Annotated in this window: 11 protein-coding genes; 4 read left to right on the top strand and 7 right to left on the bottom strand. The window is 66.4% G+C overall.

The genetic code is table 11. The features are described from left to right. Nucleotides 1-3: 3 nt before the first annotated feature. Nucleotides 4-1,548: an ABC transporter substrate-binding protein gene (locus BHK69_RS24670; protein WP_244548311.1), complete on the bottom strand. Its 1,545-nt coding sequence runs from the start codon at nt 1,546-1,548 to the stop codon at nt 4-6. A 158-nt stretch (nt 1,549-1,706) separates the two neighbouring features. Between BHK69_RS24670 and BHK69_RS33695 the strand changes: the two genes are divergently transcribed. From BHK69_RS33695 to BHK69_RS24655, 3 genes are read left to right on the top strand one after another with little or no spacing between them, the layout of a single operon-like run. Then, complete coding sequence (locus tag BHK69_RS33695; RefSeq protein WP_069692413.1) at nt 1,707-2,345, top strand: LysR family transcriptional regulator; 639 nt, start codon at nt 1,707-1,709, stop codon at nt 2,343-2,345. Next, nucleotides 2,303-2,674 carry a LysR substrate-binding domain-containing protein gene (locus BHK69_RS33690; protein WP_199579324.1) on the top strand — a complete coding sequence of 124 codons (372 nt, stop codon included), beginning with the start codon at nt 2,303-2,305 and terminating at the stop codon, nt 2,672-2,674. The genes BHK69_RS33695 and BHK69_RS33690 overlap by 43 nt, the downstream gene beginning before the upstream one ends. Next, nucleotides 2,671-4,110: an SNF2-related protein gene (locus BHK69_RS24655; protein ID WP_069692411.1), complete on the top strand. Its 1,440-nt coding sequence runs from the start codon at nt 2,671-2,673 to the stop codon at nt 4,108-4,110. The genes BHK69_RS33690 and BHK69_RS24655 overlap by 4 nt, the downstream gene beginning before the upstream one ends. Nucleotides 4,111-4,226: 116 nt before the next feature. Here BHK69_RS24655 and malQ read toward each other — a convergent pair whose 3' ends face one another. Together malQ and glgB are read right to left on the bottom strand one after the other, a co-directional pair. Further along, nucleotides 4,227-6,284 carry a 4-alpha-glucanotransferase gene (gene malQ, locus BHK69_RS24650; protein WP_069692410.1) on the bottom strand — a complete coding sequence of 686 codons (2,058 nt, stop codon included), beginning with the start codon at nt 6,282-6,284 and terminating at the stop codon, nt 4,227-4,229. A 52-nt stretch (nt 6,285-6,336) separates the two neighbouring features. After that, on the bottom strand, nt 6,337-8,544 hold the full coding sequence (gene glgB, locus BHK69_RS24645) for a 1,4-alpha-glucan branching protein GlgB (protein WP_069692409.1): 2,208 nt from the start codon (nt 8,542-8,544) through the stop codon (nt 6,337-6,339). 185 nt (nt 8,545-8,729) lie between these two features. On the opposite strand from glgB, the gene BHK69_RS24640 reads away from it, so the two are divergent. After that, a complete protein-coding gene (locus BHK69_RS24640) occupies nt 8,730-9,002 on the top strand; it encodes a DUF2934 domain-containing protein (protein WP_069692408.1) in 273 nt (90 codons plus the stop codon). Between the two features lie 50 nt (nt 9,003-9,052). Here BHK69_RS24640 and glgA read toward each other — a convergent pair whose 3' ends face one another. The 4 genes from glgA to BHK69_RS24620 form a co-directional block, all read right to left on the bottom strand. Next, a complete protein-coding gene (gene glgA / locus BHK69_RS24635) occupies nt 9,053-10,447 on the bottom strand; it encodes a glycogen synthase GlgA (RefSeq protein ID WP_244548310.1) in 1,395 nt (464 codons plus the stop codon). A 413-nt stretch (nt 10,448-10,860) separates the two neighbouring features. After that, nucleotides 10,861-12,879: a glycogen debranching protein GlgX gene (glgX, locus tag BHK69_RS24630; protein WP_199578980.1), complete on the bottom strand. Its 2,019-nt coding sequence runs from the start codon at nt 12,877-12,879 to the stop codon at nt 10,861-10,863. A gap of 5 nt (nt 12,880-12,884) precedes the next feature. Continuing rightward, the gene (locus BHK69_RS24625) at nt 12,885-15,362 is read right to left on the bottom strand and encodes a glycogen/starch/alpha-glucan phosphorylase (protein WP_069692405.1); all 2,478 of its coding nucleotides are present in this window, start codon (nt 15,360-15,362) and stop codon (nt 12,885-12,887) included. A gap of 158 nt (nt 15,363-15,520) precedes the next feature. After that, the gene (locus BHK69_RS24620) at nt 15,521-15,700 is read right to left on the bottom strand and encodes a hypothetical protein (RefSeq protein ID WP_069692404.1); all 180 of its coding nucleotides are present in this window, start codon (nt 15,698-15,700) and stop codon (nt 15,521-15,523) included. Nucleotides 15,701-15,735: the final 35 nt, after the last annotated feature.

Here is a 15,735-nt window from a genome sequence, read left to right as displayed (position 1 = left end):
AGCTTACTTCCAGCCCATCTCCCAGAAGCGCACCATCTCATCGGGATAGGCCTTGAAGCCGAGGTCCTTGCTGGCGACGTAGTAGACCGGCAGCGAATAGAGCGGCACCGCATAGGCCTTGTCGGCGATGATCTTCAGCGCCTCCTGATAGGCCGCCTTGCGGATATCGGGCGCGACCGAGTTGTTGCCCTTGTTGAGCAGGTCGCGGACGGTTGCGTCCTTGGTGATATCCTCGGTGCGGAAGGCGAAGTAGTTCGGCGTGTTGGCCGAGACGTCGTTGACCGAGAAGGAACCCCAGGTCTGGTGCGTCAGGTTGGCCTTGTTGCTGCTGATGACCTCGCGCATCGCGGCATATTGCAGGAAGCGCAGATTGGTCTTGATGCCGACCTGCTGGAGATAGCCGATCAGGGCTTCGGTCTGGTTGCGCTCGCGATAGGCGACGATGTCGAGCGTCAGATCCTTGACGCCGGCCTCGGCGAGCAGGGCCTTGGCCTTGGCGGGATCATAGGGATAGCGCGCCGCGCCCTCGTCGGTGCAGCCGAACTGCGAGGGGAAGCAGATCGTGTTGAGGACGCGCGAGCCCTCGCCGACGATATTCTTGACCATGGCCTCACGGTCGATGGCGTGGTTGATCGCCTTGCGGACGCGCTCATCCTTCAGTGCCGGCGCGGGCGTGTTCTCCAATGAGTTGATCTGCATGAAGACGATGCGCATCGTCTCGCCCGAGACGACCTGCAACGTCGGCACGGCCTTGAGCTGGTCGGCCTGGTCCTTGGGGACATGCATGATCAGGTCGACGCCACCCGACAGCGCCTCGGCCATCTGGGTCTGGCGATCGGGGATGAAGCGAATCTCGATCTTGCCGATCTTGCCCGGCTTCTTCGGCGAATCCTTGAAATAGTCCTTGTTGGCCTCGAGCGTGATCGACTTGCCCGGGACGTAATTGGTGACCTTGTAGGGGCCCGAGCCGACCGGCTTCTCGTTCTGGCCCTTGGGGCCGACCTTCTCGTAATATGCGTTGGGATGGATCACGACCGGGCCGGCGAGATATTCGATCGCGGCCGGGAAGACCTCCTTGGTGGTGACGCGGACCTTGTATTTGTCGAGCTTCTCGGCCTTCTCGACCCAGTTGACGTTGCCCTGGGTGACAACCTTGTTCTCGGGCTTGGCGATGAAGTTCAGCGTGTAGACGACGTCGTCGGCGTCGAACTCCTCGCCATTGTGGAACTTGACGCCCTCGCGCAGATCGAACTCGATCGTCTTGTCGTCGATCTGCTTCCAGCTCTTGGCGAGTTGGCCCTTGTATTCGTTGGTTTCGGGGTCGCGGTAGATCAGCGTGTCCCAGACATTGGCGCCGATGATCACGCCGATGCGGACATTGTTGAAGAACGGATCGACGTTCTCGGGCGCCTGATCATAGGCGAAGCGGACGGTGTTGGCGGCCTTCTGGGCGAGCGCCGGGCTGGACGCCGTCGCCACCAGCGCGGTCGAAGCCAGCATCAGCGCGCAAGCCTTCATCAGCGCGCAAGCCTTGGCTATCAATGTCATTCTTCGGTCCCCTCGAAGCGGTTTGCGGTGTCGCGGCTTTGCCGTCTCTGCCGTTCCTTTGTGCGGAAACAAATCTGCCCAAGGATTGCGCTTGCCGCCATAAGAATGAATCGAACGGATTGTTGCCGTTTGGGCAAGGGAGGGCTACAGGCGTTCCCATGCAGACATCGGCCCTGCGATATTTCCTCGAGGTGGCGCGGACCGGTTCGGTCAGCGCGGCGGCCCAGCGCCTGCGTGTGGCCGCGTCGGCGGTCAGCCGGCAAGTCTCCAATCTCGAGAAGGAACTCGACGCGCTGCTGTTCGAGCGGCGCGCGCGCGGCATGATCCTGACCCAGGCCGGAGAGACGCTGGCCGCCTATGCGCAGCGCCTGGCGCTGGAGAGCGAGCAGGTCGTCAGCGAAATCCGCGAACTCAACAGCGCCGATAAGGGCTTGATCCGGCTGGGCGTCACCGAGGGCCTGGCGATCAGCTTCATTCCCGAGATGATCCACGCCTTCCGCAAGCGGCACGCGGAGGTCGCCTTCGACATCAAGGTGATGTCGCCGCTGGTGGTGACGGAGCAGGTGCGGCTCGGCTCGGTCGATATCGGCGCGACCTTCGTGTTGACCTCCGAGCGTGGCGTCACGACCCATTGGCAGCGCGCCGTCCCGACCTATGCCTATGTCGCCTCGAACCATCCGCTGCTGGCGCGGGCGCCGGTCAGCATGGCGAGATCTTCGCCTATCCGATCGCGATGCTCGATGGCGAGGCGACGGTGCGCAAGGTCATGGACATCCATTGCGCGGCACGGGGACTGACGCTGGACCCGGTGCTGACCTCGACCAATGTCACCAGCGTGCTGCATTTCTGCCGGCTCGGTGGGGCGGTGACCTTCGCCAGCAGCATCGCCTTCGGGGCCTCGGAACGCGACGGCTCGCTCGTCGCATTGCCGTTGAAGGACGCCGAGATGCCCGCGCGCAGCCTGCAATTGCAAACCATGTCGGGCCGTGTCCTGCCGAAGCTGGTGACGAATTTCCTGGCGCTCCTCATGCAGGAGCTGGAGAGCGTCGACAGGCTCGCGCCGGCGGTGGCGCGGAGCACCGGGCTTGCGGCGCAAGCCGTGGACATGGCAACGCAGACGGCATGACTTCGATCTCCGGAACGCAAGCCGACGGCGCCGCCCTGATGGTGCCGCATGCCCATCAGCTCGTGGCGCGCGACGCGATTCTCGCGGCGCGCGCCAAGGCTGCGCCGGGCTTCCTGCTCGGCGACCTGACCGGGCTCGGCAAGACGCTCTCGGCCTGGCTCGCGCTCTCGGCGATGCCGGAGGATGAGGTGCTGGTGATCTGTCCGAAGGGGGCGATCCCGCAATGGCGGCGGACGATGGCGCTCTCGGGCCTGCCGGCCAAGCGCGTCACGCTGATGAATTTCGAGCGGACGAAGTCGCTGCTGGCGGCCCCGGCCGACAGCAAGAAGCGCTCGGTCCGGGCGAAGAACAACGAGCTCGCCAAGCATGGTGCGCCCAAGCGCGTCTGGCCGCTCGTCGTGATCGACGAGGCGCATCGCATCCGCAACCCGAATTCGCAGCAGGGGCTGGTCTGCCGCCAGATGGCCGCAGCCGCGCGCTTCACGATCTATATGAGCGCCACCGCCGGCCAGTCGCCGCATGAACTCTCCTATCTCGGGCCGCTGCTGGCGCGGGCGGCGGGCATGCCGAGCGCCGATCTCGACGGGTTTCGCGTGCTGATGAAGCAGCTGAGGATCGGCCGGGCGAAAGGGCGCTGGAAGAACTGGAGCTGGGAGCCCAACGAGGCCGATCGCAAGGTGATGGCCGGGCTGCTCTATCGTGGCGAGCGCGCCATCGGTTTGCGCCGCCGGCCCGAAGAGATCGCGGGCTGGCCGGAGGTGCAGCGCGAGCTTGCGCCGGTGGCGTTGGATAGCGCGGCGCGCAAGCTCTATGATGCGACCTGGCGCGAGTTCCGGCGCGAATTGGGCCTGGCTGGGGGCTCGACACGCAAGCCGCAGGGCTGGGCCGCCGATCTGCGCTTCCGCCAGAAGGCGAGCCTGCTGCGGATTCCGGGAACGGTCGATTTCTGCGACGATCTGCTGGGGAATGACGAGCAGGTCGCGGTCTCGGTCGCCTTCCTCGAAACCAGCGCCATGCTGGCCGAGGCCCTGCGCGGGCGCGGCTGGACAGTCGGCGAGATCAATGGCGAGCGCTCCGGCGCGGTCAATGAGGAGACGCGCATCGCCTTCCAGACCGGCCGCCTCGACGCCGTGATCTTCACCGTGACGGAATCGATCTCATTGCATCGCGGCGAGATGCCGGGCGGCGAGCGCGAGCGCTCGCTGGTGATCCACGACATGCGCCACTCCGCGATCCAGCTCCAGCAGATCGAGGGCCGCTGCCACCGCGACGGCCAGCACGCGACGATCTTCTATGCCTATGCTGAGGATACGGTCGAGGAGGCGGTCGCCGGCACCGTGATCGCGCGCATGGCGGCGATGGAGGGGCTGGCCGGCGACGACACCCGCATGCTGGAGGCGATAGCGGGCATCGTCGAGGCGCGGGCGGCGGCTTGAGTGCGGCTACCGAGCGCCTCACCGTCATTGCGAGGAGCGCAGCGACGAAGCAATCCAGGGGGCTGTGCGAGACCTCCTGGATTGCTTCGCTTACGCTCGCAATGACGGGTGGTGCGTCACGGTTGCTCGCGCGGCGGGCCGAGATGACGCAACCTTGCCTGCACCTTCGGATCATCCAGCAGAGCGCCCGCCTCGCCGTCGAGCCGATGCCGCCAGTTTGGCTTCTCCGTCGTCGTGCCCGGTACATTGGGCTGCGTTCTGATGCCGAGCGCGTCCTCGATCGGCAGTAGTTTCAGGGTGCAGGGCGTCCGGGCGATGTAGCGGATCGCAGCATTGACCACGGGATCGGTGTCGTCGGGCGCCGGGCGCTCGCCCTCGACCAGCCCGGCATTCTGGAAGGCGCCCCAGAGCACGCCGCGATCCCAGGCGCGCACGCTGTCCTGGTCGCTGCCGTCATCGCGCGGGTCGATGTCGGCTCCGGCCCACCAGCCTGCGGTCGGCGGCAGGTCGTGGGTCGTGGTCAGGGCGACCGCACCGGCATCCCATTGTTCCGGCGGCACATAGCTGTGCTGCGTCTTCTCGAAGCGCAGCACGCGCAGGCCGGCGACGCCCTGGGCGCGCAGATCATCGCGAAAGCCGTTCGGCAGCGTGCCGAGATCCTCGCCGATGACGATCGCCCTGTGCCGCCAGGATTCAAGCGCAATCAGGCGAAACAGCGGCTCAGTAGGGAAGGAGACATAGGCGCCGTCGAGCGCGCCCGCGCCTTCCGGAATCAGCCAGAGCCGGCTCATGCCCATGACATGGTCGATACGGATGCCGCCGACATGGCGCAGGCTCGCGCGCAGCGTCTCGATGAAGGGTGCGTAGCCCGAGGCTTCGAGGCCGCGCGGCGAGAAGGTGGTCAAGGCCCAGTTCTGGCCTTCCGCGGCGTAGTAATCGGGCGGTGCACCGATGCTGAGGCCGCCCAGCACCTCATGCTGACGGCTCCAGGCATGGCTGCCGGCGCCGTCCATGCCGATCGCGAGATCGGCGATGAGCCCGACCTTCATGCCGCCTTCGCGGCAGGCGCGCTGAGCCTCGCCATAGGAGCGGCCGGTCAGCCATTGCAGGAAGATCTGGTAGGTGACCTCGTCCTGATGTTCGGCGGCGAAGGCCGAGACCTCGGGGCTGTTGGGATCGCGATAAGCCGGCCGCCAGTCGCGCCAGCTTTTGATGGTCGGATCGCGGCGCAATTCGGCCCCATGCAGAACCTCGAAGACGGCATGGGCCCTGAGCAGCGGCGAGGCGTCGGCCAAATGGCGCTCGAAATCGGCGCGTGGAGCGTCCAGGGAGCGGGCAGGGTCGCGAAGGGCACCGAACAGTGCCCGCAGCAAGGCCCAATGCGGCGGCGTCGCGGCAAGCCAATCGATCTGGGGCAGGGCGGAGAGCCTCGCCATCTCCTCGCCGAGGCTGAGCTGCGCGACTACGTCCCGGATCAGTTCAATGGGAAAGGTGGTTGCTGGGTCGGCATGGAGGGGATTGCAGAACAGGCGCGTCGAGGGCGAATAGGGGCTGAACAGCTCGGGTCTGGCGCCATAGAGCGCATGGACGGGGCTGATCGCGAGCGCGTCGGCTCCCTGTTTAGCGGCACTGCGGCCGAGCGCCGCGACGCCGGCGAAATTGCCGATACCGCCATCGCCCTCGCTTCTGAGCGAATAGATCTGTGCCGCCAGCCCCCAACCGGGCGCGCCGGCGTTCAGATCGGCGAAGGTGACGCAGCGCGTTGGCGCGGCGGCGATGGTGACGTCGCCATCGGGCAGATGTGCGATGTGGTAGCCCGGCTCGCTGAAGGCCGGCAGGGTGAGCGTGCCGTCAGGGCCGGCTTCGGCGCTGACAACGCAACGCGTGCCGCCGTCCAGCGTGATTTCGATTGTCGTTCCGCCTGATGCGGCAGGCAAGCTGACCGGCTGGCCGATGCGCGCCGTGGTGAAGCGCGAGGCTGAAGCCTGGCCGCCGCTGTCCAGCAGAACGAGCGAGTGGTGCAGGGCCTGGTCGCTGTCGGCGGGCAGGCCGAGGGCTGCGAGGATGGCGCGCAGGCTGTCGGGAGAGACGGCGCGCTCCGCGCCGGTCTGGTCGGTCCAATCGGGCGCGACGCCGGCCTTGGCCGCAAGCTGGCGCAGGGTTTCGTCGCTCATCGGGGGCTCCGGCGGGGAAAGGTCATGGGGCTCTGGGGCAAGACAGCATGATCTAGCGGCCGGCGCTGTCATGCTCGAGGAGGAGCAGGCCGAGCGGTGGCAGTGTCAGCGACAGGCTCTGGCGCTGGCCATGCCGAGCGACAGAACTGGTTCGGCAGTGCCCGCCATTGCCGATATCGGCGCCGCCATAGACGCCCGCATCGCTGTTGAGCCGTTCGCGCCAGAGCCCGCTCCTGGGCACGCCGATGCGATAATCGTGGCGCGGCACCGGCGTCATGTTGGCGACGACGAGGATGTCGGGCGTGTCCGCGCCGCCAGAGCGGCGGAAGGCGAAGACCGAGTTGGCGCGGTCGTCGGCGATCACCCAGGCGAAGCCCTCGGGCGTATGGTCGAGGCGGTGGAGGGCGGGCGTCGAACGGTAGAGCGCGTTGAGATCGCGTACGAGTTGCATCGCGCCGCGGCGTCGCGCGTCATCGGGGTGCGGCCAGGGGAAGGGCACGTCGACGTTCCACTCGTCCTCCGCGCCGAACTCGCAGCCCATGAAGAGCAGCTTCTTGCCGGGATGGCTCCACATCAGCGCCAGGCAGAGGCGCAGGTTCGCGAAGCGCTGCCAGTCGTCGCCCGGCATGCGCGAGAGCAGCGAGCCTTTACCGTGCACGACCTCGTCATGCGAGATCGGCAGCACGAAATTCTCGGAGAAGGCGTAGAGCAGCCCGAAGGTGACGTCGTCGCCATGGTGGCCGCGATGAACGGAATCACGCGCGAAATAGCGCAGCGTGTCGTGCATCCAGCCCATGTTCCATTTGAAATGGAAGCCGAGCCCGCCATGGTGGACCGGCGAGGTGACGCCGGCCCAGGCGGTCGATTCCTCGGCGATGGTGACCGCGCCGCGCCCACGCGCGCCGATCAGCGTGTTGAGCTCCTGGAAGAAGCTGACGGCCTCCAGGTTCTCGCGGCCGCCATATTGGTTGGGCACCCATTCGCCCGGCAGGCGGCTGTAGTCGCGGTAGAGCATCGAAGCGACCGCATCGACGCGCAGGCCATCGAGATGGAAGGTCTCGACCCACCACAGCGCTGAGGCGATCAGGAAGCCGCGCACCTCGCGCCGGCCGACATTGTAGATCAGCGTGTTCCAGTCGCGGTGGAAGCCCTCGCGCGGGTCTTCATGCTCGTAGAGCGCGCTGCCGTCGAAGCGGGCGAGGCCGTGTTCGTCGGAGGGGAAATGCGCCGGCACCCAGTCGAGGATCACGCCGATGCCGGCGGCATGGCAGTGGTCGACGAAGCGGGCGAAGGCCTCGGGCGGGCCGAGCCGTGCGGTCGGGGCATACATCCCCAGCGGCTGGTAGCCCCAGGAGCCGCCGAACGGATGCTCGGTGATCGGCATCAATTCGACATGGCTGAAGCCCATATGCTGGAGATAGGGGATCAGCCGGTCGACCGCCTCGTCCCAGGAGCCCATCTGGCCCCATTGCGTGCGCAGCCAGGAGCCGACATGGACCTCGTAGCAGGCCATGGGCTCTGCCATCGGGTGGGCGCGCTCGCGATGTGCGAGCCAGGCTTCGTCGCTCCAGCTGAACTCGGCGGGAGCGGCGACGACGGAGCCGGTACGCGGCGGCGCCTCGGTGCGGCGGGCCAGCGGGTCGGCCTTCCAGGGCAAGTGTTCGCCCGACGCCGCGATGATCGCGTATTTATAGGCCGCGCCGGCCTCGACGCCGGGGATGAACAGCTCCCAGACGCCTGGGCCGAGCCTGCGGCGCATTGGATGGCGGCGACCGTCCCAGCTGTTGAAGTCGCCGACGACCGCGACATGGGAGGCGTTGGGAGCCCAGACGGCAAAGAGCGTGCCCTCGACGCCGTCGATCATGCGCAGATTGGCGCCGAGCCGCGTCGCGAGGTCGAAATGCCGGCCCTCGGCGAAGAGATAGATGTCGTCCTCCGAGAGCAGCAGGCCAAAGCTGTAGGGATCGGCGCTTTCGGTGATGCCGCCCGGCCAGGCCGCGCGCAATCGGTATGGTCCCTCAGCAGGGGCGGGCGCCTCGAACAGGCCGGTGCCCTGGCCGATCATGGCAATGGCGTCGCGGCCTTCGCCGAGGATCAGCTCGACATAATTCGCGCCGGGCAGAAAGGCGCGCACCACGGTGACGTCGCCCGCGGCATGGCGGCCCAGCACGGCGAAAGCATCGGGGTGGCGACCCTCTTCCAGAAGGGCGAGATCGCGCGCCGGCAGGCTGGGGAGGCGGAGCGGACTCTGGCGCGTCATCTATCCTGGTCCCATCATGAACCGAACGCCGTCGTGGGAGCGGAATCGGCGATGATGCAACGCAACAGAGTCACGTTGCGTTCCGCGCTGGGGAGATCGTGTTCGGTGCCGCGCTGGACATGGAACCAAGCTTTGCAATTGCGGTTGTCACACGGCGTGGGCGGCGTGTGAAAGAGAGAAATGCGATGAGCCGAGAACAGATCGTTCGTGACACGGCCTATGCGATCTGGGAGGCGGAGGGAAAGCCCGAGGGCCGCGATCTGACGCATTGGCAGCAGGCCGAAGCGCGTGTCGCCGCGAGCGCGACTGTGAGCGCCAAACCCGTGGCCAAGGGCAACATGACCAAGGGTAATGTGCCCGCCTCCCTCGCGAAGGCCTCGGCCAAAGCCGCCCCGCCCGCCAAGACGGCTGCAACCAAGACGTCCGCAACCGGGCCCGCGCCCGCAAGGAAGAGCTGAGCGAGAACGCGCGATAGGCCAGTGTCCGGCGAGCAGAAGACCGGGCGAACTCAAGCCGCGAGCGCCCTGGCATAGACATCGGCATAACGATGGGTCGGGCGCGCCCAGTCGAAGCGCTTGGCCATGGCGTGCTCGCGCATCTGCTTGAAGGCCCGCTTCGTCTTGAACGCCTGCAAAGCGCGCGTCACGGCCGAGGTCAGCCCGGCGCCGGTCGGCGAGGAGAACAGGAAGCCGGAGAGCCCGTCCTCGATGGTGTCGACCAATCCTCCGGTGCGATAGGCGATCGGCAGCGTGCCGAAGCGCTGAGCGTACATCTGGCTCAGCCCGCAAGGCTCGAAGCGCGATGGCATCAGCAGGAAATCGCTGGCGGCGAAGATGCGCCGCGCCTCGGCATCGTCGAAGCCGATGCGCGCGGCGATGGCATGTGGATTCTGCCGGGCGAGCCGCTCGATCGCATCCTCCAACCGCGGCTCGCCGCGCCCGGTGACGATGAGCTGGCCGCCATTGGCGATAATGGTCTCGGCGGCCTCGATCGAAAGATCGATGCCTTTCTGGTGGACGAGGCGGGAGATGATCGAAAACAGCGGACCGCGCGATTGCGGCAGGTCGAAGGTCTGGCGGATATCGGTCGCGTTCTTCTGCTTCCACTGACGGATCAAACGCGTAGGCGCCTTTTCCCCGGCGATCGGCGAGGTCCAGCTATCGTCGATGCCGTTGACGATGCCGGTCAGGCGGCCTTCGTCCATCCGTGTCTTGAGCAGGCCCTCGAGCCCGCAGCCATGCTCGGCGGTGGTGATCTCGCGGGCATAGGTCTCGCTCACCGTGGTGACATGCGAGCCGTAATAGATGCCGGTCTTCAGGAACGAGATCTTGCCATGGAATTCGGCGCCGTTGACCGAGAAGGCGAGGTCGGGGATGCCCAGCGCGCTCATGCGAGCCGGCTGGTAGAGCCCCTGATAGGCGAGGTTATGGATGGTCAGGATCGAGGGGGTGCTGAGCCCCTTCCAGCGCAGATAGCCTGGCGCCAAGGCTGAGGGCCAGTCGTTGACGTGGATGATGTCGGGCTTCCAGTTCGGATCGGCCTCACCGGCCGCGATCTCGGCTGCGGCCAATGAGAGCCTGGCGAAGCGAATGTCGTTGTCGCTGAAGTCGCCGCCCGCGAAGGGGCCATAGGGAGAGCCTTCGCGGTCATAAAGCTCGTCGCAGAGCACGGCATAGATGGTGAGCCCGTCTGGCGTGTTGAAGCGGCCGAGCGACCAGGGCGGCAGGCTCGCCGTGCGCGGCAATTGCGCGACGATGTCCATGGCCGGCTTGGCCGCGCGCACCTTCCTGAAGCCGGGGATGAGTACGCGGACATCGCAGAGCGCGCGCAATTGGCGTGGCAGGGCCGAGGAGACTTCACCCAGGCCGCCGGCCTTGATGAAGTCGCCCATCTCTGAGGTCACGAAGAGAAGTCTGGTGGCCGAGGGCAGAGCGGAACGAGGATCAGGAGCTCCGTCCTTGACTGCCGCGGCGTAGGTCAAAGCGTGGCCGGAGGTTGCGGAACTGGTGTCGATTACGGCCTGCATAGGCACTTCGGACATCGTCGCGATTCCCGCCTGAACGCTGTTTTGAGAACACTTCGGAAAGGTTAAAGTTCCATGTTGCGATGCAACCTATCGATGCAAATCCTGGGCCGCCTGGCAAGTCTTGTTTGAAGGGCGGCGGCGTTGCCGCTCTTGCCGCGGATGTAGCGACATGACGTTGCGGAGAGGGGGCGGCCGTCGCCTCAGCCTCCGTCCATGCCCGGCGCGTCAAAGGTGCAGGCATGGTCGAGAATGATGCCGCGCGCTTTGATGTCGAGGCCGGGGAAAGGTGATCAGGGCGGTGGTGTCGGCAGGGCGGCTTCCGCGAAGAGAGATACGCTGCGAGAGGGCAATTCGGTTTCCGCTTGAGCTGGCGAACTGCAGAAGATCCGGCGCCAGGCCTGGCTCGCCGAAGCGCCAGGCAGCGTGAAGGCTGCCGCCTCATGCCGGCGGTTGATCGCGATCAGCACAGCCTCGCCGGTTCTCGCTAACCGCAGCCCGAAGACATCGAGTCCACGCCAGTCGGCGTCAGCGAGAGGCGTTCCGTCTGCGCGCAGCCAGGTCGCGTCGGGGCGCTTCGAGCCGTTGGAAGGCTGCCCCGTCAGAAAGTGCTCGCCACGGATCAGGGGATGGTCCCTGCGCAGGGCGGATAATTGGGCGGCGAGCGCGATCAGCTCCTGATCCGCCTCCGCCCAATCCAGCCAGAACCTGTCATTGTCCTGGGCATAGGCGTTGTTGTTGCCGAACTGAGTCCGGCCGAATTCGTCGCCGGCCGCCAGCATCGGAATGCCGCGCGAGAGAAACAGAGTCGCCAGCAGCGCGCGGATATCGCTATCGCGTGCGGCCTTCACAGCTACGTCGTCGCTGGCGCCTTCGATGCCGTTGTTCCAGCTGTGGCTGTCATTGTCGCCGTCGCGGTTGCCCTCGCCATTGGCCTCGTTGTGCTTGCCGGCGTAGGCGACGAGGTCGGCAAGCGTGAAGCCGTCATGGGCGGCGATGAAATTGATGCCGGCATTGGGCCCGCGATGCCGGCTGGCGAAGAGGTCGGCCGAGCCGGACAATCGCGTTGCCAGCGCGCCTGCCGCGCCTGCGTCGCCGCGCCAGAAGCGGCGGACATCGTCGCGATAGCGGCCGTTCCATTCGGCGAAGGGAGCGGGGAATTCGCCGAGCCGATAGCCGCCGGGGCCGATGTCCCAGGGCTCGGCGATCAAGAGCGCGTTGGCGAGGTCGGGGTCCTGCAGGAGCGCGGCGAAAAGCGGGGCTTCGGCTGAGAAGCCGGTATCGGAGCGGCCCATCACCGTGCCGAGATCGAAGCGGAAGCCTGCGACGCCGCAGGCCCGCCAATGCCGGAGCGCATCCGTCGCCATACGCAGGACCGGCGCGCGGTCGAGCGCCAGCGTATGGCCGCAGCCGGTGTCGTTGATCAATCGGCCGGGATCGTCCGTGGCGTGGCGGTAATAGACCGCGTTGTCCAGGCCGCGCAGGCAGATCGTCGCGCCATGCTCGTCGCTCTCGGCCGTGTGGTTGAGGACGATGTCGAGGATGATGCCGATACCGGCTTGGGCGTAGGCAGCACAGAGCTTGCGCAGATCGGCCTCGCCGCCGGGGGCGAGGCGCGGATCGAGCGCGAAGAAATTGACTGGGTTGTAGCCCCAGGCATTGCTCAGCCCGAGCGGTGGCAGATGGCGCTCATCCATCCAGGCTGCGACCGGCATCAATTCGACATGGCTGACGCCGAGCCGTTGCAGATGGGCGAGGACCGGTTCGGCGGTGAGCGCCGCCAGCGTTCCGCGCAGAGGCCGCGGGATGGCGGGTTGGCGCATCGTGAAGGATTTGACGCCGAGTTCGTAGATGAAGGCGGGCGCCTGCTCTCGGCCCGGCCTGACCTGGGCTGGTTCGGTTCCCACGACGACGCAGCGCGGCACGAGCGCGGCTGTGTCTATTCCGGTCGAGGGCGGAGCCGCCAAGGCGGGATCCCAGCGAAAGGGCCGGTCGATCAGCGTCGCATAGGGATCGACCAGCAGCTTGGTCGCATCGAAGCGGTAGCCGCGTTCGGGCTGCCAGGGCCCTTCGACACGCAGGCCGTAGCGCAGGCCAGGTTTCGCGCCCGGCAGCAGGCCATGATGGATGTCGCCGCTGCGGCAGGGCAAGGGCAGGCGGGCGATCTCGTGCTCGCCGTCATCGTCGAACAGGCAAAGCTGGACGCTGTCGCCATTGCGCGAGAACACCGCGAACGCGACGCCGTCCGGCGTGATGTTCGCGCCCATCCGCTCTGGCAGGGCGGAGGGCGCGATCCGCCAGGGCGCGCCCAAGTCGGTTAGCCCTTCGCGGCGAAGCCGGCGGGCACCCGCCAGATGCGCTGCGCATATTCACGGATGGCGCGGTCGGCACTGAACCAGCCGCAATGGGCGGTGTTGGCGATCGACATGCGCCACCATTCCGGCTGATTGGCCCAGAGCCCGTCGATGCGGCGTTGCGCCAGCCGATAACTCTCGAAATCGTTCAGGACCATGAACCAGTCATTCGCCCTGAGGCCGTCGACCAGCCCGGCATAGCGATTGCGGTCGCCCGGTGAATAGGCGCCGCCAGCGACCGCGTCGAGCACGCCTTCGAGATGCGGCGTCGTGGCGATGACCTCGCCGGTCGGGCGCGGATTGCGCTTGGCTGCCTCGACCTCGGCCGCCGACATGCCGAAGATGACGATGTTGTCGAGGCCAACGCGTTCGCTGATCTCGATATTGGCGCCGTCCATCGTGCCGATGGTCAGCGCGCCGTTGAGCGCGAACTTCATGTTGCCGGTGCCCGAGGCCTCGAGGCCGGCGGTCGAGATCTGCTCGGAGACGTCGGCTGCTGGGATGATGATCTCGGCAGCGCTGACATTGTAGTTGGGGATGAACACCACTTTCAGCCGGTCGCGGGTGGTGATGTCGTTGTTCACAACTGTCGCGACGTCGTTGATCAGATTGATGATCGCTTTCGCCGTGCCGTAATTCGAGGCGGCCTTGCCGGCGAAGATCTTCACGCGCGGGGCCCAGTCGCGATAGGGCTCGGAGCGGATCGCGTCATAGAGCGCGATCGTCTCCAGGATGTTGAGCAGCTGGCGCTTATATTCGTGGATGCGCTTGATCTGGACGTCGAACAGCGCCGCAGGGTCGACCACGACGCCGGTCTCCTGCCGGATCACCTTGGCGAGCTTGAGCTTGTTGTCGCGCCGGATCGCGATCAATCGTTCCTGCATGCCGGGGTCATCGGCATGGGCGGCCAGCCTGTCGATCTGCTCGATATCGTCGGTGAGGCCGTTGCCGCAGACCTCCGTCAGCAGCTTGGTCAGGCCGTGATTGGCGCTGAACAGCCAGCGCCGCGGCGTGATGCCGTTGGTGACGTTGGTGATGCGGTCGGGGAAAACCGCATGAAGCGGGGCGAACACCGTCTCCTGCATCAACCGCGAATGCAGCGCCGAGACGCCGTTGACCGTATGCGAGCCGACGAAGGCGAGGTGCGCCATGCGCACTCGCCGGCCATGGGATTCGTCGATCAGCGAGATCGAGGCGAGATCGACGCCCTCTCCGCCGGCCGAGCGGCGCACGCCGTCGAGGAAGCGGGCATTGATGCCGAAGATGATCTGCATGTGGCGCGGCAAGAGCCGTTCCATCAGCGCGACTGGCCAGGTCTCCAGCGCCTCGGGCAGGAGGGTGTGGTTGGTGTAGGAGATGGTGCCGCTGGTGATCGTCCAGGCGTCCTCCCAGGAGAGGCCGCGCTCGTCTATCAGGAGCCGCATCATCTCGGCGACGGCAAGCGCCGGATGGGTGTCGTTGAGCTGGATCGCGACCTTGTCGGGCAGATTGTCGAATTTGCCGAACTGGCGGTAATGCCGGCGCACAAGGTCCTGCAGCGAGGCCGAGGTGAAGAAGAACTCCTGGCGCAGCCGCAATTCCTGGCCGGCTGGAGTGGAATCGTTGGGGTAGAGGACCTTCGAGATCGCCTCGGCGCGGTTGCGCTCGGCGACGGCGCCGACGAGGTCGCCCTGGTTGAAGGCGTCAAGCGAGAGCGGGTGCATGGCTCGCGCCCGCCAGAGCCGCAATGTCGTCGCGTCGCGGCCGCGCCAGCCGACGATCGGCGTATCATAGGCGACAGCGAAGACCGCTTCCTCCGGATTCCACGTGACCTCGCCGGGCTTCTCCGTGGCGACGACCGAGCCGCCGAAGCCGATCTGATAAGCGCTTTCGCGGCGCTCGAACTCCCAGGGGTTGCGAAAGGAGAGCCAGTCCTCGGGCACCTCGACCTGGCGGCCGCCATCGATGCGTTGCTTGAACAGGCCATGGTCGTAACGGATGCCGTAGCCGAGCGCGGGAACGCCGGTTGAGGCCATGGCCTCCAGATAGCAGGCGGCAAGACGCCCCAGGCCGCCATTGCCCAGCGCCGCATCGGGCTCGATCGTCTCGATCGCGCCGAGATCGACGCCGAGATCGGCCATGGCTTGCGCCACCGGGCCGGTGAGGCCGAGATTGTTCAGCGCGTCGGCGAGCGAACGGCCGATCAGGAATTCGAGCGAGAGATAATAAACCCGCTTGCGCCCGGTCTGGTAGCTCTCATGGGTCGAGCGCTGCCAGACATCGACGACATGGTCGCGCACGGCGAGGATGACGGCGGTCACCCAATCATGCGGCTGCGCGACGGAGGGGTTCTTGCCGAGCGAATAGGTCAGCTTCCTGACGATCTCGGCCTTCAGCGTTTCGACCAGATCTTTCGATTCAGCGGCGGATGTCGGCCTTGCTTCGGAGGCTGTCTCGGTCAAGCGTGGAACCCCGGCTGTTTCGCTGCCGCGAGTGTCGAGGCAACGTCCGATCAAGTCCAGCCGAAACCACCGCACTGCAGCATCTTTTGCGGCGGGCTCGGCCGGGCGGATAAAAGCCGGCAACCATCCGGCTGCCGGCTTTCGCGGATGCGCCCTGCTCAGTTGGTCTGGCTGCGGGGTTCCTCGCGCGTTGTCCCGCTCATGTTCTTGGCGTTGGTCACCGCTGAATCGGCGAGGCCGACGATGCTGGTCCAGGCGCTACGCGTATAGGCGCCCTGATGCACCACCGCGTCATAGCCGATCGCGAGCACCGCGATGATCAAAAGAAGACGGAACATCTATCCCTCCCATGTCCACCCAGTGCGATCAACGC

The organism is Bosea vaviloviae (assembly GCF_001741865.1).
Lineage (GTDB): Bacteria > Pseudomonadota > Alphaproteobacteria > Rhizobiales > Beijerinckiaceae > Allobosea > Allobosea vaviloviae.
This window is presented reverse-complemented; position numbering and strand designations above follow the sequence as displayed.